This window comes from Natroniella acetigena, from assembly GCF_023227745.1.
GTDB lineage: Bacteria > Bacillota > Halanaerobiia > Halobacteroidales > Halobacteroidaceae > Natroniella > Natroniella acetigena.
On sequence record NZ_JALKBX010000040.1, the window covers coordinates 1 to 22,707 of the forward strand.

Annotated in this window: 18 protein-coding genes and 1 pseudogene; 17 read left to right on the forward strand and 2 right to left on the reverse strand. The window is 31.9% G+C overall.

The features are described 5' to 3' along the window. Positions 1 to 311 precede the first annotated feature (311 nt). Genes MWH25_RS09030 through MWH25_RS09045 form a run of 4 tightly spaced genes read left to right on the forward strand, consistent with a single transcriptional unit; the run spans position 312 to position 4,279 of the window. On the forward strand, positions 312 to 770 hold the full coding sequence (locus MWH25_RS09030; protein WP_248627325.1) for a chemotaxis protein CheW: 459 nt from the start codon (positions 312 to 314) through the stop codon (positions 768 to 770). Between the two features lie 35 nt (positions 771 to 805). Then, positions 806 to 2,824: a chemotaxis protein CheA gene (locus MWH25_RS09035; RefSeq protein WP_248627326.1), complete on the forward strand. Its 2,019-nt coding sequence runs from the start codon at positions 806 to 808 to the stop codon at positions 2,822 to 2,824. Between the two features lie 11 nt (positions 2,825 to 2,835). Beyond that, positions 2,836 to 3,198: a response regulator gene (locus MWH25_RS09040; protein ID WP_248627327.1), complete on the forward strand. Its 363-nt coding sequence runs from the start codon at positions 2,836 to 2,838 to the stop codon at positions 3,196 to 3,198. Between the two features lie 16 nt (positions 3,199 to 3,214). Continuing rightward, positions 3,215 to 4,279, forward strand: coding sequence for a protein-glutamate methylesterase/protein-glutamine glutaminase (locus MWH25_RS09045; RefSeq protein WP_248627328.1), 1,065 nt, complete (start codon positions 3,215 to 3,217; stop codon positions 4,277 to 4,279). Positions 4,280 to 4,723: 444 nt separating this feature from the next. On the opposite strand, the gene gyrA is transcribed toward MWH25_RS09045, so the two are convergent. Next, complete coding sequence (gene gyrA, locus MWH25_RS09050; RefSeq protein WP_248627329.1) at positions 4,724 to 7,111, reverse strand: DNA gyrase subunit A; 2,388 nt, start codon at positions 7,109 to 7,111, stop codon at positions 4,724 to 4,726. Positions 7,112 to 7,641: 530 nt separating this feature from the next. On the opposite strand from gyrA, the gene gyrB reads away from it, so the two are divergent. From gyrB to MWH25_RS13190, 9 genes and pseudogenes are all read left to right on the forward strand, one after another. Beyond that, entirely contained in the window at positions 7,642 to 9,549 is a 1,908-nt protein-coding gene (gyrB, locus tag MWH25_RS09055) for a DNA topoisomerase (ATP-hydrolyzing) subunit B (protein ID WP_248627330.1), read from the forward strand. 697 nt (positions 9,550 to 10,246) lie between these two features. After that, on the forward strand, positions 10,247 to 12,112 hold the full coding sequence (locus tag MWH25_RS09060) for a TIGR02556 family CRISPR-associated protein (RefSeq protein WP_248627331.1): 1,866 nt from the start codon (positions 10,247 to 10,249) through the stop codon (positions 12,110 to 12,112). A gap of 2 nt (positions 12,113 to 12,114) precedes the next feature. Further along, positions 12,115 to 13,026, forward strand: coding sequence for a type I-B CRISPR-associated protein Cas7/Csh2 (cas7b, locus tag MWH25_RS09065; protein ID WP_248627332.1), 912 nt, complete (start codon positions 12,115 to 12,117; stop codon positions 13,024 to 13,026). Between the two features lie 58 nt (positions 13,027 to 13,084). Continuing rightward, positions 13,085 to 13,804, forward strand: coding sequence for a type I-B CRISPR-associated protein Cas5b (gene cas5b / locus MWH25_RS09070; RefSeq protein WP_248627333.1), 720 nt, complete (start codon positions 13,085 to 13,087; stop codon positions 13,802 to 13,804). Then, positions 13,789 to 14,046 (forward strand): hypothetical protein, encoded by a 258-nt coding sequence (locus tag MWH25_RS09075; protein WP_248627334.1) that lies wholly within the window; start codon positions 13,789 to 13,791, stop codon positions 14,044 to 14,046. The genes cas5b and MWH25_RS09075 overlap by 16 nt, the downstream gene beginning before the upstream one ends. Positions 14,047 to 14,348: 302 nt before the next feature. Further along, a complete protein-coding gene (locus MWH25_RS09080) occupies positions 14,349 to 15,041 on the forward strand; it encodes a CRISPR-associated endonuclease Cas6 (RefSeq protein WP_248627335.1) in 693 nt (230 codons plus the stop codon). Positions 15,042 to 15,121: 80 nt separating this feature from the next. Then, positions 15,122 to 15,403, forward strand: coding sequence for a PD-(D/E)XK nuclease family protein (locus tag MWH25_RS09085; protein WP_248627336.1), 282 nt, complete (start codon positions 15,122 to 15,124; stop codon positions 15,401 to 15,403). A gap of 906 nt (positions 15,404 to 16,309) precedes the next feature. Then, positions 16,310 to 17,860: a methyl-accepting chemotaxis protein gene (locus tag MWH25_RS09090; RefSeq protein WP_248627337.1), complete on the forward strand. Its 1,551-nt coding sequence runs from the start codon at positions 16,310 to 16,312 to the stop codon at positions 17,858 to 17,860. A 110-nt stretch (positions 17,861 to 17,970) separates the two neighbouring features. Continuing rightward, positions 17,971 to 18,096: pseudogene (locus MWH25_RS13190) on the forward strand (methyl-accepting chemotaxis protein); the annotation flags it as partial. A gap of 214 nt (positions 18,097 to 18,310) precedes the next feature. Here the strand turns inward: MWH25_RS13190 and MWH25_RS09100 are convergent. Next, entirely contained in the window at positions 18,311 to 18,577 is a 267-nt protein-coding gene (locus tag MWH25_RS09100; RefSeq protein ID WP_248627338.1) for a hypothetical protein, read from the reverse strand. 308 nt (positions 18,578 to 18,885) lie between these two features. On the opposite strand from MWH25_RS09100, the gene MWH25_RS09105 reads away from it, so the two are divergent. From MWH25_RS09105 to MWH25_RS09120, 4 genes are all read left to right on the forward strand, one after another. Then, positions 18,886 to 19,272 (forward strand): PadR family transcriptional regulator, encoded by a 387-nt coding sequence (locus MWH25_RS09105; protein ID WP_248627339.1) that lies wholly within the window; start codon positions 18,886 to 18,888, stop codon positions 19,270 to 19,272. A gap of 208 nt (positions 19,273 to 19,480) precedes the next feature. Then, entirely contained in the window at positions 19,481 to 19,642 is a 162-nt protein-coding gene (gene rd / locus MWH25_RS09110) for a rubredoxin (RefSeq protein ID WP_248627340.1), read from the forward strand. A gap of 105 nt (positions 19,643 to 19,747) precedes the next feature. Further along, positions 19,748 to 20,053: a hypothetical protein gene (locus MWH25_RS09115; protein ID WP_248627341.1), complete on the forward strand. Its 306-nt coding sequence runs from the start codon at positions 19,748 to 19,750 to the stop codon at positions 20,051 to 20,053. Between the two features lie 324 nt (positions 20,054 to 20,377). After that, on the forward strand, positions 20,378 to 22,201 hold the full coding sequence (locus MWH25_RS09120) for a hypothetical protein (protein WP_248627342.1): 1,824 nt from the start codon (positions 20,378 to 20,380) through the stop codon (positions 22,199 to 22,201). Positions 22,202 to 22,707: the final 506 nt, after the last annotated feature.

The window sequence follows — 22,707 nt, forward strand, 5'->3', positions numbered from 1 at the left end:
ATTTCAAAAATTGACCTTGGGGAAACTATACCCTAAAATTAAGTTCCAAATTTTTACTTGACATAGGACGTCTATATATCAATTTAATTTTAAAAGTGCAGTTATATAAAAGAGCTATCTTAAATTTTTAAGATAGCTCTTTTATAATTGTTTTTGCTTAATCTTAACCTTAACCTAAAGTGAGCTAATGCCCACTTTGTTCATAAATTTTAATTAATCAGGAAGGAGTTGGCTATTAAATCACGAATTATTCAATAAGAAAGGTTTTAAATTTAATTTGACTATTTTTTTAATTAAAAGGAGGAGCTATAATGGATGCTGATACAGAACAAGTAATTGTTTTTGATATAGGGAGTGAAAAGTTTGGAGTTAAGATTACTAAGATACATGAAATTGTGCGGATGAAAGAGATAACTGAGCTTCCTAATAGTTCAAAATATATGGAGGGGATCATTAATTTAAGGGGAGATATTGTTTCAGTAATTGATCTGCGAAAGAGATTTAACCTTGAACAGATAGTAGATACTAATGATACCCGAATTATTGTTGTTGATTTTGAGGACCAAGATGTAGGTTTAGTTGTTGATAATGTCTCTGAAGTATTACATATTAAAATGAGTGATGTTGATCTTCCACCAAAAAGTATGGCGGGCATTAAGGAGGATTATTTGAAAGGAATTGTTAAGGTGGATGAGGATATAATTATTTTATTGGACTTAGATAATTTATTAAGTTCTAAGGAGAATATCCAGCTAGAGAAGGAAAATTAATAATTTGGTTAATTTTAGGAAGGGGGATGCCACTAATGGATATGAATGACTTTCAGGAGTTATATGCTAGTGAATCACGTGAACATTTAGATATACTAAATGATGCTTTATTGACTTTAGAAAATGATCCTGAAAATATGGAAATGATTAACGAATCCTTTAGAGCTGCTCATACACTTAAGGGTATGGCAGGAACAATGGGGTTTGAAAGGGTTAGTAGGTTGGCTCATGCGATGGAGAATATTTTAGATCTGTTAAGAAATGGAGAGATAGAGGTCAATACAGAAGTTATCAATCTATTATTCAGATCAATTGATACTTTAGAGTTATTAAGTAGCAATCCTGATGAGGTAGAAGATTTGGATGAGTTGATTACTGAATTAAAGTCATTTTTAGAAATTAGAAAGATAAAAGCTGATAACGAGGAGCAAGAATTTGTTTCTTTTAGTTCCCAAGAAGATGTTGATTTTGATTTGAGTGATGATGAGTTGAAGATTATCTCTGATAATCCTGGTAATCCAATGATAATTAGGATTGAATTAGAGGATGACTGTGTCTTTAAATCTTTACGAGCTGATATGGTTTTTGAATCGTTAGAAGAATATGGAGAATTAATTAAAGCTAATCCTGCTATTGATAAGATTAGAAAAGAAGAGTTGGATGAAATATTTCAGATACTCTTTTTAACGATTGAAACAGAAGAAATCATTGCCCAATCTTTAAATAATATCTCTGAAATTGAAGAGATAGAAATAACAGTAGTTGATGAGATTGAGCAGTTAGAAGATATCAGTCAACCAGAAGAGAAAGAAGAGGATGTTGCTGGGTTAGAAGATAATAAAAGTGATCAAACTAATTCTAAGAAAAACACTAATGTTAAATCGTTATCGAAGAGATTGAAAGCTAACAATACTATTCGCGTTGATGTAGAACGATTAGATTCATTGATGAACTTAGTAGCAGAACTAGTAATTAAGAGGACTCAAGTAGAATCAGTAGGAGAGAGTTATAATTTAGATGAGTTAAATAAGAAGTTAAAGCCGTTAAGTAAGGTAACGACTGAATTACAGAATTCAGTTATGGAGATGAGAATGGTTCCGATCAGCTTAGTCTTTAATCGTTTTCCGAGATTAGTTCGTGATCTTGCTCAAGATCTTGATAAAGATATTAACTTGGTAATTGAAGGAGAAGAGACTGAGTTAGATCGAACTATTATTGATGAGATAGGTGATCCTTTAGTTCATATGGTAAGAAATGCTATTGGACATGGGATTGAGGATCCTGATGAAAGAGAGAGGTTAGGCAAAGATAGAGAAGGGTTAATTAAATTATCGGCATTTCATGAAGGAAATAATGTAGTAATCCAAATTCAAGATGATGGTCAAGGGATTGAACCAGAACTGATTAAAAAGAAAGCAATTGAGAAAGGTGTTGTTACTTTATCAGAATTAGAATCAATGTCTGATGAAGAAATTATTAACTTGATTTTTGCAGCTGGATTTAGTACTAATGAAGAAGTGAATGATGTTTCTGGTAGAGGAGTGGGCATGGATGTTGTTAAGAATAAAATAGAGTCTTTGAGTGGCTCAGTTGATATAGAGTCAAAAGTAGGTAAAGGTTCTACCTTCACAATGAAATTACCATTGACATTATCGATTATTCAGGGCTTTTTGATCAAGGTTGCTGATCAAAAATATGTAATTCCACTGGAGTCAATTCAAGAGATAGTCGATGTTAATCCTGATGATGTTCAGACGATTAGACAAGAAGAGGTTATTCATCGTCGTGGTTCTGTGATTCCATTGATCTCGTTGTATGATAAACTTAATAAAGAAGAGCCGGATCAGGCTAAGCAAGAAATTTCTACAGTTATTGTTGGAGTAGGTAATGATTATTATGGGTTAATGGCTGATTCTATAATTGGTCAACAAGAGGTTGTAATTAAGAGAATTAATGATTTATCAGGAAATTTAGAAAAGATTGCAGGTGGTGCTATTTTAGGTGATGGTAGTATAGCATTAATTATTAATGTGGAAGAAATAACAACTAGCTAGGAGGGATCTCGGTGGTAAAAACAATTTTAGTTGTTGATGATGCACAGTTTATGAGAACTATGTTAAAAAAATTAATTGAGGAAAATGGTTATGAAGTGGCTGATGAAGCTGTTAATGGTCAAGAAGCAGTGGAAAAGTATAAAGAAGTAGACCCAGATTTGGTAACAATGGATATTACAATGCCTAAGATGGATGGAATTGAAGCAATTAGAGAGATTATGGATTATGATCCAAATGCTGATATAATTGTTTGTAGTGCGATGGGCCAAAAACCGATGGTGGTTGAGTCATTAGAGGTTGGGGCCAAGGATTTTATTGTTAAACCGATCAAACCTGAAAAGGTTAAGGATTCATTAAATAATATTTTAGGTTAATAATGGAGGTGACGAAGTGGCTTCCATAGAGGTATTAGTCGTAGATGATTCTGCTTTTATGCGAAAGGTTGTCAGTAATTTATTAGAAGAAGAGGAAGATATCAAAGTTATTGATAAAGCTAGAAATGGAGCCGATGCATTACGTAAAATTGAACAGCAAACACCTGATGTAGTTACTCTTGATGTAGAGATGCCTAAGATGGATGGATTAGAGTTTTTAGAACGATTGATGGCTAAATGTCCCATTCCAGTGGTAATGTTAAGTAGTGTAACTACTAAACAGAGTAAGACAACCATTAAAGCTTTAGAATTGGGTGCTTTTGATTTTATAACTAAACCTTCTGGTTCTATTTCTTTAGATATTGATAAAGTCCAACAAGAATTAATTCAAAAGGTAAGATTGGCTGCAGATTCTAAAGTTAAAAAGAAGATCAAGCGTCAAATAAAGGTTGAGCAGAAGAAAAAAACAGATACTGTGTCAGTAACGAGACAAAAAAGAAAGACTCGTAACAGAGCAGGTGAGCAAAAGGTAGTGCTAATCGGGGCTTCTACTGGAGGGCCAAGGTCATTAAAGGAAGTGGTAACTACGTTACCTGCTGATCTGAATGCTACGGTGTTGATTGTGCAGCATATGCCGGCAGGTTTTACAAAGTCGTTGGCCCAAAGGTTAGATAAATTATCTAAAATAGAGGTTAAGGAAGCTGAGGATGGTGATCAATTAATAGCAGGACAAGCTTTAGTTGCTCCAGGAGATTATCATTTGACAGTCAAAAATGGTAAGGTGGAGCTGTCTCAATCTGAAAAGGTACATAATGTTCGACCTGCTATTGATAAAACAATTGCTTCTCTTGTCCGAGAATACCAAGAGTCACTGATTGGTGTACTATTGACAGGAATGGGCAAGGATGGCGCTAAAGGTTTAGGATTAATTAAGGAGTTTGGAGGGCAGACAATAGCTCAAGATGAGAAAACTTCAGTAGTCTATGGTATGCCGAAAGTAGCTTATGAATCAGGAGTAGTTGATACTGTAAAGCCGCTCTATCAGATTGGCGAAGAGATTATTAAGAAGGTAGAAGGGTAAGGATTAAGGTTAAGTTTGAGTCTGAGTAAGATCTTAAAAGTAATACAGAGCAAAAGAGAGCTTAGGGTGATGTCACCTTAGCTCTCTTTTTGATTTGATTTCAGAGTTAAACAATATTGATATTTAGTGGCACTTTGCCACTAAATATCAGTGTACAGTTTACAGTTGATATGGTTTCTATGGTTTTCACGAAAGGTCTTGACGAAGACCTGTAGGGACGGTTGACAGTGGATAGAAAAAATCTAAGAGCGGATTTTTTCATCACGAAGGGTTTAAAGAACCCGAAGGAAAACCATTATAATCTTAAATCAAAATCACTCTAAACCTGCCAACATAAGACATTTCAGAGGTCTTAATTTTTTAAGGTTTTGATCTTAACTGTAAACTGTTCACTGTACACTGTCAACTCAATAATGTGGCACTTTTGTGCCACATTATTGTAATTTAAGCTTCTTCATCAACGGCAGGTAATTTAAAGATCTGATTCAATTTAATATCTGCTGAGTCGAATTGAGAATACATTGAGCCTAGACGTTTGGTTTCTGTGATTTCTGCAACTTCTTTTTGGATTAGAGTTCCATCACTACTGACAACCATGATCTGGTCATTGCGTTTAGCAGCGATAATATTCAATAATTGATAATCATCACTGGATAAAGTCTGTAATCCTTTACCATTCCTTTGTTGTAGTTTATAATCTTCTAAAGGACTTGCTTTGCCTCGACCTTCTTTAGTTAAGGCAAGGACGATCTCTGCTTGATTGGTTAAATTAAAGCTGATTACTTGATCTCCTTCTTCTAAATTGATTCCTTTACTTCCTTTAGTATTTCGACCTGTATCTGAAATTTCTTCTTCTGCAAAGTGGATGGTGTAACCTTGTTTTGTACCGAGCATAATATTTTGTTTGCCATCTGTAACTGCAGCTCCAATTACTTGATCTCCTTCATTGAGATTGATAGCTTTAATCGAGGAGACGGTAGTTTCGTATTCTTCTCCTTTAGTCTTTTTAACCAATCCATCTTTAGTCACAATCGTAATAAAGTTTTCTTTGGTTTCTTCATTTAACAAGATAGTTTTGACTATCTTTTCATCCATCGGTAACTGTAAGAATTGATTGAGTGGATCTCCTGTAGATAGACCATGATGTTCAGGGATTTCATGAGCTTTTAGGATATGGGTCTGTCCTCGATCTGTCAAGAAGAGCAACTTATCATGGCTTGAACCAGATAAGACTTCAGTTATGAAGTCATTCTTACCGGCTCTGACATTATTTATCTCATCTGTTCTCTTTAAGTAATTGCGGTAAGATAAAGAGATAACTACATTCTTATCCTTGATCAGATCCTTCTTATTCAACTCCGCTTTAGAGTCATCAGCAATCAACTCTGTTTTACGTTGATCACCGTAGTCTTCTTTGATTTCAAGTAATTCTTCTTTAACAATATTATCTAGAACCTCTTTATCCTCTAGAATAGATTCTAAATAGGTAATTTTTTTTCTAAGTTCTGCTAAATCCTCCTCTAATTTTTGGACTTCTAAGCTGACTAAGCGTTGTAATTTCATATTTAAGATTGCTTCTGCTTGCTTTTTAGTAACCTCTAATTTACGCTGCAAATTCTTTTTAGCAGTCCTAGGATATTTAGATTGGCGAATGATCCTAATTACCTGATCTAAGTTATCAATTGCTTTCTTTAAGCCGATTAGGATATGTTCCCGTTCTTTAGCTTGTCTTAATTGATATTCTGTTCTATTAGTAATAATTTCTCGCCTAAAATCAATGAAATGTTGTAAGATTGTCTTTAAGTTCATTACCTGAGGCTCTTTATTGACTAAGGCTAGCATATTGATCCTTGTTTTAGATTGTAATGAAGTATATTTATAAAGGCGATTTAAGATAATATCTGGATTAGCATTTCTCTTTAAGTCAATTACAATTCTTAAACCATCCCGATCTGATTCATCGCGGACATCCCTAATATTATCTATCTTTTCTTTCCTAACAGTGTCAGCTATTGCTTCAATTAGTTTACTTTTATTTAGTTGATAAGGAATTTCAGTAATTACTATTTTCTTTCTTCCTCTGCCAGCAGCTTCAATTTTACTCTTGCCTCGTAAGGTTATCTTTCCTTTTCCTGTTCGATAAGCCTTTTTGATTCCTTCATTACCTACAATTTGACCACCAGTAGGAAAGTCTGGCCCCGGAATAACTTCCATTAAATCTTCAATACTTACCTCCTGGTCATCTAATAGCTTGATTAGTCCATTAACAACTTCAGTAAGGTTATGTGGTGGAACATATGTACTCATTCCAACTGCAATACCACTTGAACCATTGACCAATAAATTCGGTACTCTGGAAGGTAATACGGTCGGTTCTTGTAAGCTCCCATCAAAATTATCGATAAAATCAACAGTCTCTTGCTGGATATCTTTGAGTAATTCAGTAGAAAGAGGGGCCAACCTAGCTTCAGTATAACGCATGGCTGCTGCACTATCTCCATCAATAGAGCCAAAATTACCATGCCCATCAATTAATTTATAGCGTTGGCTGAATTCTTGAGCCATTCTAACCATAGCATTGTAAACTGCAGCATCACCATGAGGATGATATTTACCTAAAACTTCACCTACAATTCTGGCTGATTTTTTATGAGCTTTTTTAGGATGTAATTTTAATTTTTCTGCTGCATATAAGATTCTACGATGAACAGGTTTTAAGCCATCCCTAACATCTGGCAGTGCTCTACCAATAATAACACTTAATGAATAATTCAAGTAAGAGTTGCGCATTTTATTTTCAATTGCAACTGGTGTAATCTGTTTGTTTTCCATTTTTTAGTCCCCTTTCCTAGAGTCTATAATTAATCTAGCTTTATATTTAAGCTGTTAACCTTAGCCTTAATCTAAAGCTGTAATTTTATTCTGTAGCTTTTTTAGTATATTATTTATTAGAGAATTAGTCAATCTTGAATCTGGTTAAAGTTTGAAAAAACAAATCACATATATATCTAAATTAATAAATTTAAAACATATCAACCACTTGTTTGAATTGATTCTTATTAATATTGTATAGGAAAATCACCTTAAAATAAAGGAGTAGTAGAAGATAGCTTAAGTTTAAGGCTGAGTTTAAGTAAGAATTCAAACCTTAAAAGCAGGAGAAAAGCTTATTATTGAGAATAATATTTAAATAAATTGATAAGTTTATTTAATGAGATGGAGTTCAGTTAAGAGGTAGAGAAAGAAGTGAAATTTTGAATAATATTTCAGAAAAGTTGCTATCGTAGTAGTTGTATGCTATTATAATAAATACAACCGAACATTTTACAAAAGATGGTAATAGTTAGAGGGAAGGTGTTAATATGGTAGTAGAGAATCAATATAATGCAAAAGAAATTCAAGTTTTAGAAGGGTTAGAAGCAGTACGCAAGCGACCTGGAATGTATATAGGTTCTACAGGAACTAAGGGCTTACATCATCTTGTTTGGGAAGTGGTTGATAATAGTATAGATGAATTTTTAGCTGGCTATGGTGAACGAATAGAGATAGTTATTGAAGAAGAAGGAGCAATTACAGTTAGAGATTATGGGCGAGGAATTCCAGTAGATCTTCATCCACAAAAAGGCTTACCAGCAGCCCAGTTAGTATTGACTACACTTCATGCTGGAGGGAAGTTTGATGGTAGTGGCTATCAAGTTTCTGGAGGATTACATGGGGTAGGTGTTTCGGTAGTTAATGCTCTATCTGAGTGGTTGAAAGTTGAAATATATCGTGATGGATATGTTTATCATCAAGAATATAAAAGAGGTTTTCCTAAGACTGAATTAACTAAAGGGGAACGTACGACAGAAAATGGGACGCAGATTACTTTTAAGCCAGATCCTGAAGTTTTTGACACTCTTGATTATAAATTTGAAACTTTACAGACTAGATTACAGGAATCTGCTTTTTTAAACAAGAATTTAGAGGTTGTCTTAATTGATCGACGTTCTGAGGAAGAAAAAGAAGTAAGATATTGTTATGATGGAGGTTTGGAAGCTTTTGTAGAATTTTTAAATCAAAATCAAACACCATTAATTGATGATCTAATCTATATTGAAAAAGAGGTTGAGGGTACCTATGTCGAGGTGGCGTTTCAATATAATAAAAGCTATAATCAACGGATTTATACATTTGCTAATAATATCAATACACATGATGGAGGTTATCACTTAACAGGATTTAAAACAGCAATTACTAAGGCTTTTAATAATTATGCTAAAGATAATAATTTATTGCGGAAAAAGGACCCTAAATTAACTGGAAGTGATTTAAGGGAGGGTTTGACGGCAGTAGTTAGTGTCAAGTTACCTGATCCTCAATTTGAAGGGCAGACTAAAACAAAGTTAGGTAATAGTGAGATTAGAAGTATTGTTGAAAAGGTTGTTTATGAATATTTGCGTTATTATCTTGATACAAATCAGAAGATGGCTAAAGCTGTAATAGAAAAGGCTCTAGAGGCTGTTCGGGCTCGGAAGGCCTCTAAAAAAGCTCGTGAATTGACCAGAAGAAAAGGGGTTTTAAATAATAATTCACTACCTGGTAAGCTAGCAGATTGCAGTAGCCGTAAACCAAAAAAGTCTGAATTGTATCTGGTCGAGGGTGATTCAGCGGGAGGTTCGGCTAAACAGGGGCGTAATCGTAAATTTCAGGCTATTTTACCTTTGAAAGGAAAGGTAATGAATGTAGAACGGGCTCGGTTGAATAAAATTTTAAAGAATAATGAGATTAGGACGATTATTACTGCTTTGGGAGCAGGAATTGGAGATCAATTTAATTTGGACAAGTTAAGGTATCATAAGATTATTATCATGACTGATGCTGATGTCGATGGGGCACATATCTGTACTTTGATTTTAACCTTATTTTATCGTTATATGCCTGAATTGATTAAGAATGGGCATGTCTATATTGCTCAACCTCCTCTTTATAAAGTTAGTTATCGAGGAGATGAAGAGTATTTATATACTGATAAGGAATTAAAGAAGTTTGTAGCTGATAAATCTAGAAATCAAATTGGAATTCAACGCTATAAGGGATTAGGAGAGATGAATCCTGAGCAGCTATGGCAGACAACGATGAATCCTAAGACTCGTAAGTTACAGAAGATAGAGATTGAAGATGAGATCATTGCTGATGATGTATTCAATAGATTGATGGGTTCAAAGGCAAGTCTGCGTCGAGAGTTTATTATGAAGAATGCTAATTTGGCTGATAATATTGATATTTAAATTGATGATTAAAGGTCAATTCCTTAAAATCAAAAGGGAATCACAAATTAACACTAATGAAAAATAATCTTTTTGTAGAGGCACGATGCGTCGTGCCTCATTTTTAAAATAACACATTCCCTTGACTAATTAGGATAAATTTAGTAAAATAGGATTAAGGAATTAAAAATTATCAGTTATAAAGTTACAAATTTATTGTTGAATAAATATGCAAGTGTTGTAAAATCCTATAACAATAACGGTGAGCGAGGTTGTAAATTAACTATATTTTCTCCAAAAGCCTCTGTTTTGTATAAATATACAAGGTTAAAATAGGGGAGTTATTAGATCAAGAAATGCTGATGAAACCTCGATGTGATAGGGTTTTGTTCTGCTAATACCACAATCCACTAAAACAAGGATTGAAACCTAAAAACTTAAGGTTGGTTCAGGAAGCATTAGGTCACAGGTATAATACTACAATCCACTAAAACAAGGATAGGAAGAGCAGTGAATAGAGAATAGTGAATAACTAAAAAGCATTGAATGTTTAATATTTAAAAATAAAAAAATTAAATAAAGAATAATTGACTCAAACTAGGCAGATAGATGTCTAGTTTATTTTTTTTGAATTATTTTTCAGAAATTTCATAAGATGGATTTTTTATTAAACAAAGAAGGAATAGTATGGCTTATTTAGAAGTATAGAAATGGTATAATGTATTTTGATATTGAAAAAGGAGATGTTAGAATGATCCGTGCTTTAAAGTTGATTGGAGATTATAAACAAGAGATTTCGGATGAGAATTTGTTGACCCAAATTGTTAGTAATCCTAATTCTAATGGCAAGTATAATACAGTCTTGATCATTGTCTTTAAAGAAGAAGATGGAGAAATAGTATTTTATGATATAGAGGTCGAGGAGTTTATAGAGGAAAAGTTGGAAAAGTATGCTTATAAATATGGTAGTTCTCGTGGAGGGGATTTAACTCCTACATGTAAAATAACAGACTTATCTAAAACTTTTAATAAGAAATTCCAATATTCAATAAGAGATGCTTGTGAAAATTTGGAAGGGGAAAATAAGAATGAAAAAATAATTTTAAAAATATATGATATTTTACAAGATGAAGATAATAAAGAAGAAATATATAATAAATTGCGAAAAGTAAATTATGATAATAATGCTATTTTAACTATTGCGTTAAAAAAAGAAGATGAATTGAAGTATGTTGGAGATTTTGAGGAGTTTACTCAATCGTTAATGGAGAAATATGAGGAAAAGTTTTATTATAAAAGTTCTTATTGTAAGGCTGAACAGGAATCTATAGGTGAAGATAATCTTTGTTATGTTTGTTCTGAAAAACTAGATAAGACTTATGGATATGTTGGTACTTTTGCTTTTTATACTTTAGATAAAAAAGGGTTTACTCCTGGAGGGTTTAAAAGAGGAGAAGCTTGGAGAAACTATCCTGTCTGTCCTGAGTGTGCTAAGATATTAGATTTAGGTAAAGATTATCTAGAAAAAGAATTATCAGCTACGTTTTGTGGACTGAATTATTTTATTGTTCCTAAAGTGATTTTTAATACTCATGGAGAGGATAGAGAAGAATTATTTGAGATGCTTAAAGAGCTCGAAGAACATAAGAAGTTCTCTTTACAGGAAGATGCTAGGAAAACTTTAACTGCTGCACAAGATGATATTTTTTATGTAATGAGTGAGTTTGATAATTATGTTAATTTTAATTTGATGTTCTATGAAGAGCAAAATAGTGCTTTTAGAATTTTGTTGTATGTAGAAGATGTTTTGCCATCTTATTTACAAAGGATTTTTGCTATTAAAGAGGATATTGAGAGAGAAGGATTATTTAAAGAGTTAAAAGGAAAAGATGGTATCTTTGATCTAGATTTCAAGTTTAATCTAATCTCGGATTTCTTTTATGTTAATCAGCGAAACAGACCTGATTTTACTAAGCAGTTTTTAGAGATTATCAATAATATATTAACTAGACGTAAGATCTCTTATCAAGTGTTAATTGATAGATTTGTAGCTCATATGCAAGAAAAGTTTAGAAATAATAAATCAATTTGGTTTGATAATTTAAAAGCTTTAATGATTCTTAAGTTTCTAAAGAAATTAGATTTATTAACTGCAACAGGAGAGGAGGAGCTAGGGGTGTCATCTACAATTGAGGAATATAGAGAGCAGATAGAAGAGTTTTTAGAGCAGCATAGTGATATCTTAGATTCTAATGTTAAAAGAATGGTCTTTTTAGAAGGGGTGTTGGCCCAGGAATTAATTAATATTCAGAAAAGGGATAGAGATGGTGTTGCCCCCTTTAGACCTAGATTGAATGGTTTAAAGTTAAATGAAAAGATTGTTAGGAGATTATATCCAGAGATTATTAATGAGCTTGAAGATTATGACAAAAATTTACATAAGCAACTAGAAAAGATGATTGCTGATTATATTTTAGAAAGTGATTTTAATCAAATCTCTAATAATGAATTATCTTTTTACTTTGTAACGGGAATGAATCAAGTGCATAAATTTAAATTCAATAATAATGAGGAGGGAGATTAATAATGACTGTTGATAAAAGAAGTGAGTTAGTCTTTTTATATGATATTAAGGATGCAAACCCTAATGGAGATCCCTTGGATCAGAATAAACCTCGAATTGATGAAGAGACGGGAATTAATCTAGTTACTGATGTGAGGTTGAAGCGGACTATCAGGGATTATTTATATGATTATAAAGACTATAATGGAGAAGCAGAAAAAGATATTTTTGTTAGAGAGATAGAGAATGATGATGGTAGCATTCAAGATGGCAAGGCTAGGGCCAAAGACTTTAAAGAAGATCCAGATAAAGTACTAGAAGGTTGTATAGATGTAAGATTATTTGGTGGGGTGATTCCTCTTTCAGGTGATTCGATTACATATACTGGACCAGTTCAATTTCAAATGGGACGTTCCTTACATTCTGTAGAATTAAAATATATTAAAGGGACAGGTGCTTTTGCTTCTAGTTCTGGTAAGAGTAAGAAAACTTTTAGAGAAGAGTATGTAGTTCCTTATTCTTTGATTGGATTTTATGGGATTGTTAATGAAAATGCAGCTCAGGAGACTGATTTGACTGAGGAAGATGCCAAGTTGTTGATTGAAGGAATTTGGAAAGGAACCAAAAATTTAATCACCAGAAGCAAGGTTGGTCAGATTCCAAGGTTATTATTGAAGGTAACTTATAGCGAAGAGAATTTCTTTATCGGTGAGTTAAAGCATTATATTAAATTAGATAGTGACAAGAGAGAAGAAGAGATTAGGGATGTTGAAGATTATCAACTTGATTTGACAATGTTACTTGATGTTTTAGAGAAAAATCAAGAGAAGATAGAGACGATTGAATATTTAGTTAATCCTCGAGTTCAATTTAAGGCTAATGGAGAAGAGGTAAGGTTGGCAGAATTGGATACGTTTCAAGAAATCAATTTATAATTTGTTTAGGGGGATGGACTTTAAAGTTCATCTCTTTTTTTAGAAAGGAGAAATAATTATGAATCAAGTATTAGTCTTTGATATCTGGGCTGATTATGCTCATTTTAAAAAATATTATACAACGACCTCTCCACTTACTTTTTCTATTCCACCGAAGACTACTTTATATGGGATAGTGGGTGCGATTTTAGGGTTGGATAAAGAAGAATACTTAAGTTATTTTCAGAACAAAGAATGTAGAATTGGGATTCAGATAAAGGAACCAATTAAAAAGACAAGAATTAATCTAAATTTAATTGATACCAAAAAGGCTAAATTAATGTCTAGAATAGATACAAGAACTCAGATTAAGACTGAATTTCTTAAAGATATAAAATATAGAATTTATTTTCATCATCAGGATAGTAAACTTTATGATCAATTAAAGTCATACTTGAAAGAGCACAAATCGGTCTATTCTATATCTTTAGGATTGAGTGAAAACTTAGCTAATTTCAAGTATATTAGTGAATATGAAGTGGATAAAATAGAAGATAATCAAGACTGGGTAGATTTGATTACTGTATTGCGGATAGATAGTGATTATTTAGCTAAAGGAGATATTGACTTTAGTCAAGCTAAAGAGTATTTTTCTGATAAGGTTGCATTGGAGATGAAAGAAGATCGGGAAGTAATAGATTATGCTCAGGTTCTTTTTGAAAGAAGTGGAGAGAGTATTAAAGCAAAGCCGAAGGAGTATTATCGGTTAGAAAGTGGAGAGGGATGCTTTCTACTATAGAGGGGATAGCTATGGGCCAATTATATTCTCATCCAGATAAACTACTAAAGGATCATCTGTGTAATGTCTATCAATTAGGAATAGAGAAGTTTGCAACTAAAGATTTGAATTTTACTAATTTAGCAGAGGTTGAACTGTTAACTAAGCAAGGAAAGAATAAGAGCAATTATAGTTTGAACTCAGCGTTATTCACGTATTATCTGTTAACAGAATTGATCGAAGATGATTTTTTGTCTTATTAGGTTTAGTAATCGTCCAAACAGAAGAAATTTGGGTTAAATATCAAGAGATTAATCAACGAGAAATAGAAAGTTTAGATGATTATAGTCAACGGCAAGCTGATTTTGAAAAGATAAAGAGAGAATTTTTAAGTTATGTAGTCACTATCCCTAAAGAGGTTGCTAAAGAAGAATTAGAGGATGAACAATTAGAAAGAACCTTTAATCTAATCGATAGTTATCAAGTTGATAGTATTTATCATAGAGAGAGTGGATTTAAGAGAGTTAAAACAGAAGTAGATATATTTTTTTAAGGAGTGTTAGTTATGCCAGAGATTAAACAAGCTATTTTGAAATTTAGTTTAGAAGAAGAGCTATCATTAAATTATGGACATAAATTAAGAGGTTTCTTTGCTAATAAGTTTGAGGATATTCTATTTCATCACCACAAAGATGATGGGGGATATAGATATGCTTACCCCTTAATTCAATATAAAATAATTAATGGTAAGCCAACGATAATAGGATTGGAAGAAGGAGCAGAGTTAATAATAGAAAATTTTCTTGAAATAGACAGATTATTATTAGGAGATAAGGAATTTCTTAATCCAGAAGGAAGGTTAGAGGTTAGAGACAAAGAGTTAGAGGTTATTACTGATTTAGAGATGCCCAAATTTAAGTATAGTTTTTATTCTCCTTGGATGGGGCTTAATCAGAAGAATTATAAGATATATTCAAGAAAAGAAATTAAGAAAGCTAGTAAAGATAAGCAGCGAGATTTTTTAAAAAGGATCTTGATTGGCAATATATTAGCCTTCGCGAAGGGGATTAACTGGTATGTTGAAGAAAATATCAAACTTGTTCCAGATTTAGAGGCTATTGAAGTTAAGTTTAAGAATCAAAGGATGGTCGGTTTTGTTGGAGATTTTTATTCGAATATCTCTTTACTAGAGTATATCGGCTTGGGTAACTCAACAGCTCGTGGTTTTGGAACTCTTTTGAAAGAAGAATTAATTTAAGAAGGAGATTAAATGAAATTGGTAATTAATATTTATGGGATTTATTTACATAAAACCAAAAGGAATTAATTGAGCAGAAGTTGAGCTCTGAAAAGTATGGTATTCATGGAATTATAGGTGAGATATTATTTTTAGATGATGGTTCTGCTGTTTCACTAGATTATAAATTTGCTAAATATAAGGGTAGATTATTTAAAATTTATAAATATCAAGCTGTAATGTATAGTATGTTGATTGAGAATAATTATAAGATTGAGGTTAAGGCTTATCTTGTTTATACTAGAAGTAGTAATAAGTTTGCGGTTGTAGCAGAAGAGATAAGAGAATTAGCAAGTGAAATAGCTAAGACAATAAAGGTATAAGATCCTATAAAATTCAAGTTTTTATTGATAATTCTGAATATTATTGAAGGTGTGTAGAGATTAATGAAGAAGGTTTAATATTAATACACCACTTTACAAGAAAACTAAATAAAAAATGCGACCAATCTCCTTTTTTGAGATAATATCTTCGACCAAGAAGAATCAAGAAAGGAGAATCAGTGGCATGAATATTATATCAAAAAATCAAAATAGTATCTACTCTATCATCAAAAAAATTTGTTAATTATTATCGTGCTCTTTTCACTAAGAAGTCTTTTAAGATGTTCTTTTGGATTATAATTTCAATCATACACCAAATGGGAAAAGAGGAAGAAATCATATTTATGGCAAAAAGTTAAGCATTAAAGAACTAGAATACGAAAAAAATGGCGATTATTATCGAGCAACTAAACTGTTTAGAACAAGATTATTCATTGGTCTTTTGGCAATTATTGGCAATTATATGGTTCGTACAGAATAAGGAATAGAAACTTATATTAACCTTTTAGAATTAGTCTATACTTTTGTAAAAATTCTTCCCTTTTGGGCAGAAGAACTTAGTGAATTAAAATCTTTAAGTCCTTAAGAAGTCAAAACCGAGTTAGCCCTTTATATTAGGAAGAGTTAATTTTAGATAGTTTCGTATCTAAGCTAGAAAGTACAAAAATATATTCTGTTTTAAAGAATAGTTTAAGTTACTTTATTAATAAAAGAAACGCTGCTTAGTAAAGTTGTAAATTGGTTAATATAAAGGTAATAATAAAGGAGGAGATTATTATTAATTGGATAAAAAATAAATTTTTATCATTGAACTTGAATTATAAGATTTTAATAGTAACAATACCAATATTTATATTTTCATTATGGACTTTAGGTAGTATATATGTACATAATTTTGATACTTTTATGGATGAAGAACAAACTCGTTTTAGAGAAAGTATTCTTGAACAAGAAGAACAGTCTTATGAATTTGCAGTTGAATCTATGGTACAGTTACTAGAAGCTTTTTATGAAAACAATCAAGATGATATGAGTGAAGATCAGTTATTAGAAGAAATGCGAGTAATGATGGAAGAACCCTTCTTTGGTGATGTAGGTTATTTTTATATGTATGAAAGTGGAAATGTGGTAGGTCATGGTGCTAATCCTGGGTTAGTTGGAGAAAATCTTTGGGATTTAACTAGAGATCCAGTTGATGACCAAGAAGAAGAAGTAAAAGTGATTCAAGAACTCCATCAAATTGCTGAAGATGGTGGCGGTCATGTTCGATCTATGTGGGAGCATCCTGAAACTGGGGAGGTTGAACCTAAATTTTTCTATGTAGAACCAATAGAAGGAACAGATTATTGGTTAGGAAGTGGTGGATATGATACAGATATTAATCCTTATATAGACGAACAATTAACCAGTATGGACGAGTTTTATAGTAATATGACTATTATTGCACTTATAGCTGGAATTATTTTAATTATCATTGTTTCATTATCCATCAAACAAGTTTCTGACTATATCAAAAATAATATAAATTATACTATTAATAAAGCTCGAAAGATAGCTAATGGGAAACTGAATGTAGATTTTGATATTTCTCAAAAAGAAGATGAATTTAAAGAGTTAATAATTGAATTAGAAAATATGAAAGAAAATTTAAAGGAAATTGTCATTAGTTTAATCGGATCTATTGAAGATATATCAGCTTATAGCGAAGAATTATCAGCATCAGCTCAGGAAGGTAATGCAACTATAGAGACTACCAATAATTTAATTGATAATATGTCAGCAGGTATTCAACAAATTTCAGCCAGTGCCCAACAGGTAGCAAGTTTTTCTCAAGAAGCTAATTCACAGACTGAGATAGGGAGTGAAAATATCGATAAAACCATAAATAGTATTAGAGAAATAAATAAAGAAGTTGAAAAAACAGTAAAAGTAATTAACAAATTGGATAAAAATTCAGAAGAGATAGAACAAATTGTTGATATGATTACAAATATAGCTGAACAAACTAATTTATTAGCTTTAAATGCCTCTATAGAAGCTGCAAGGGCAGGTGAACATGGACAAGGCTTTGCAGTAGTAGCAGAAGAAATAAGACAATTAGCTGAAGAGACTGGAGAGGCAACAGATAAAATTACTGAATTAGTTACCAAAACTCAAAATCAATCTAAAAAAGGTATTGAAACAGTTAAAAAAGTAGAGGAAAAGGCTAAGGAAGGTCAGGAAATTGTAGAAAAGACAGGGCAAGCTTTTGATGCAATTCACAATTCAGTAGAGGAAGCATCAGTTCAAATAGAGCAGACTGCTAATGCGACTAATGAGCTAGTGCAAAATAGTGATGAAATCAAGAGTACTGGTAATGATATACAAAATATGTCTGATGAAGTTACTAATTCATCTCAAGAGTTAGCAGAAATGGCTCAAAAATTGCAGCAATTAATAGAAAAATTTGAAGTTTAATATTATTAGATCTTGTTTAATATGCAACTTTATTTTCAAAAATAATGTTTTTAATTTCTCTAAAACCTTTGAAAAAATATCAGTTAGTGCAGAAGAGGTAGCAAGTTTTTCTGAAGAAGTCAACAAAAGAGATAGAGCAAATAATTGGAATAATTACAAATATAGCAGAGCAGACTAATTTATTAGCTTTGAATGTAGCTATAAAGGCTACAAGGGCTGGTAAAAAAGGGAGAGGCAGAAGAGATTACACAGTTAGCAGATGAAACTGCTGAAGCAACAGATGAAATTCTAGTTTGATTAATAAGCTTCAGAAGTAGTCTGAAATAGGAATTGAGAAAGTTTAAATCTAGTTTGAATTAATAATAATGAATAAACATGCATGTAAAGATTAGATGATGTCAGCTTAAAATTCTAAGAATAGACCAGTTTTAACTGGTCTATTCTTAGAAGTTACCCTTTTGAATCGGGCTGTGGTTGGCCGATATCGACTAATTCTTTAGCCATTTCGGCTTGATATTCTTGAGTAATCCATCCAAATAAAGCTGGCATACTGTGTCCCTCAGGATATCCTTTTGGATTTTGGGTTGAATTATCGAATGAACCTAACTCTTGTTCGAGTATATTTTTGCTCTTGGCCCATTTATTAGCTGGATTTCTGCGGCTGTCACCTTCAACAGAGGAATGATTAATTTCGTTTTTTTGGCGTTGGTCAGTCATTATCTAACCTCCTTTATCTTCTTATAGTTTGAACATAATTTATTGTTCTTATAATAAGCAAAAAAAACCAATTTTTAATTAAGGAAGGCTAGAATGCAAGTTAATAAAAAAACACCTCAAATTTGAGGTGTTTTTAATTAAATATTAAATTTTTCATTTTGCTTACAAGCGAAAAATATATTGGCAAGTTCATCAAAAATTAATATCTTTATTTTTTTGCAGGGAAAGAGGGATAATTATTTAAATTATAATATAAGTTACTTATAATTTAGTCAATTATGACCAAATTAATATAAAGGAGGACTTACATGTCTAAGTACAAAGGAAAGCTAAATCGTCAATTTCCTGCTAAGATCAGTACAACTGCATTTACTTCTATTTACATTTTACATTTAATGGATAAGTATGGTAAGATGTACGGGCAAAAGATTTTGGATACAATCAATCAACAGATGGGAACGCGCTGGAAACCTTCTCGCGGTATGGTCTATCCTTTATTAAGGGAAATGGAAGAAGAGGGATATCTAAAAGCATGGTGGGATGAGCCAGATAAGAGATCCATTCGTTATTATCGATTGACTGAAGAGGGTGCAGAGCATTTAGAAAAGATGAAAATAAAATATAAGTCATCTTTTAGAGAGGCTAGAAAGATAGTAGATACTGCCATTGAAGAGATTTATGATGGTCAAATTTAACAGTTAATTAAGATTTGTTAAATGTTGTATTTTAATAGTTGACAAAGTAAAAGTGATATTTTATAATGAAAAAGAATAATGCAGATAGAAAAATATTAATTTATTGTAGTTGCTTAACTTAAATTAATCGACGGTATAAAAGGTTTAAGTTAAGTTAAAACTATTACATATTAATTATTTAGGCAAATCAAGGAAGGGGAGAAGATTATTGGCTAAATATGAGTGTACAGTTTGTGGATATATTTATGATCCTGAAGCTGGGGATCCAGATAATGGGGTTGAAGCAGAAACTATTTTTGAAGATTTACCAGATGACTGGGAATGTCCGCTATGTGGAGTAGGAAAGGAAATGTTTGAAGAGGTTAATTAAGATAGAAAAAGAGTCGGGAAACCGGCTCTTTTTGCTTTTATAAGTGATTTAATTAATAAATTTGGGTCAGGTTAGAAATAATAAGGTTGAGGGGGGAATGAAATAATGAGACTTGATCGAGATACAAGAATGAAGGGTGTAATAGATGGTGATTATTGTTTGTGTGTAGCTCGAAATATGCTGGATACCTTCCAACAAGCAGAGTTAGAGAATGATGGATTTAACAGTTTAGAAATGTTAATGATCAAGACATTATTTGATGATATTTTTGAAAATAATATCAAGAATAATTATAAAACTGGACGAGATAATATTGTTAATCTATTGGCTGAAATGGAATCAGATGATTTAAATGAGTCAGCTGATAGAGATGTTATTAGTTTATTTGATTTTTTGGACCAAAACAATTAAAAAGTGGGAGGTAATTCTCCCTTTCCTCCCTCAAAAATACCTGTAGTAATCATTGGTCTATTTTATAAAACAGTTAATTAATCCCAAAAACATTACTTATGTTTTTCACTCGATTCAGCTGTTAAAGAAAAATTATAGCTATGAGTGAAAAATAGTAATTATTTTGATTGAATCTTTATTTTTAATTGTGATTAAAAAAAGAGTAGGATATACTAATTAGTAAAGGTAGCAATTTTATCTATCAAATAAAGTTTTAGGGGGTCTGACTTAAAAGCTACTCATAAAACAAATTATAATTAAAAAATGTAAAGGAGGAGGTAAAAGATGAGATTGAAGAGAAAGATGTTTTATTTGGTAATGTTGGCTATGGTGGTGAGTTTTGTTTTAACTGGATGTTTTGGTGGTGAGGATGTTGCTGAATTAATTGTTCAAGTTAGGGATGTAGAAACTGAAGAGGAAGTAGAAGCAGAAGTAACAGTTTTGAGAGAAGGTTATGAAACAATGGAACAAGGTAGTAATGTTCAATTCGGAGAACTTCCGACTGGAGAGTATGAACTGCAAGTAGAAGCACAAGGATATGAAACTGATGAAGGTGTTGTTGTGTTAGAAGAAGAGGATGTAATTGTTACTGTAGATTTAGAAAAAATTATTGATGAACCAGTTGTAGAGGAGACAGAAGAAGAAACGGAAGAGGTAGTAGAGGAAGAAGAGATTGAAAAGGTTGACTTGAGTTTGAAATTTTTTGATGTCAATCAAAATGAGTTAGAAACAGAGGTTAATTTGAAACTGGATGGAGAATTAAAAGATGAAGCGAGTGGAGTAGAGGTAATATTTGAAGATTTAAAGCCTGGTGATTATACTATTGAAGTTGAACGAGAAGGATATGATAAATTAACTAAAGAAATTACCGCAGGTGAAGAAGATAAGGAGTTAAGTTTAAATATTGAAGGTGGAGCTATAGAGCAGCATCTCTTTGTAGAAGGAGGAGAAGAGATTGTAATTGAAGATTTAGCTGTTGATGAGGAAGCAATTATCGGTATTTTCAATTTGAACTTAGGTGATTATGAGCCCACATTTGATCTAGATAATGAACTGGAAAGATTAGCAAAGGTTGAGTATGACGTTAGAAAGAGAGGTCTTGAGCTAGCTCAAGAGTATGGAACTGATTTTGCTGTTAGTGAGGCAAATTATTCTTTAGGAGAAGTTAAAGAATTTAAGATTTCTGATGATGTTAAGGAAGGTACTGTCATAGCTACTCTAGATGCAGTAGGAGAACATATTTATATCTTTGTTGATCTCGACGAAGATATAGATTCTAAAAAGTTAGAGCGATTAGTCGAAGAGTTTGATAATAATATTTATCCGACATTAGCTAGAGAAGAAGGAGCAGATGAAGTAGTAGTCTTATTGAGTGAATTTGATAGTCCATATATTACAAGTTATTTTGATCCTGCTGATTTATATGCTGAGCAAGGTAATGAGGAATTTATGTTCTATTTGAATTCTACAAGAGAAGAAAATACTATTTTATCCTCTGCAGTTCGTCAATATCAGCATTTGAATTTTTATTTAGAGAAGGTAGCTGTAGGTCGAAATGCAAATGATGTTTGGATTGATGAAGGGTTGGCCCATGCTGCTCAGATTTTAGCTGGATATGTTGACAATGAGCAAGAAGGTTGGTCAGATAAAGCGGGGAATGGATGGTTATATGATGAAGATTTTGGGTATTTAAGTAATACAGAAAAAGTTGACTTGTTGATACATGATGGAAGCTTGCATTTTTCAGGAGCTGCATCATTATTTGTTAGTTATCTATATGAGCAATATGGAATTGAGCCTATTAAATCTATCGTAGTTGCTAAAGAAGATCCAGTAGTTGTAATTGAGGAATATACTGGTCAAGATTTTGTTAAGCTCTATACTAATTGGATAACTACTAATGTTGCTGATTCAATACCTGAAATAGATAATAAAAGATATAACTATTCTGCTTTTGATTTACAACAAATTCCTGGATTCAGTGAACAGTTTAGTGCTGTAGGAGTAAATTATATCAAAGTTCAAGGTGAAGGAGAAACTGTTAAGTTTGAAATCCCAGCAGAATTTGGTGAAGATTTAGGAGTAGTAGTTATTAATAGAAAGAGATAAATTTAATCTAAAAAATAAAAAAGATCAGCTTTTAATATACTATACCCTATAAGATAGACATTTGAAAAAGAGTCTTTCTTATAGGGTGTTTTTTATTATTAAGGAAATTATACTTGTTAAAGGTTGTGGATGATTTTTTTGTTTTGATATTACTTATACTATGAACGGAGGTCATTTTATTCTTTTGCTGAGATTATATCTAAGTTAGAAACTTTCGTTGCTGAAATCATTAGTGGAGTAAGTGCCAAATAATTCGTCCCCCATTAATAATATGATAAGAAGCAATAAAATAATTAATTCAAAACCTTCAAAATTATAAAGCCCCATTATGTATCCCTCCTTTTGAATATTGAGTTATAATATTATATAGTGAAGCGATTGATTTTGTGAAAAAACATTAAAAAATCTTAATAGGTTGCGAAAAAATTCGGTTCAACAACGACTTTTGTGATTTAATAAAAATAACATAAATTAACAGTAAAAAAAGATACAAAAAAACCGATATA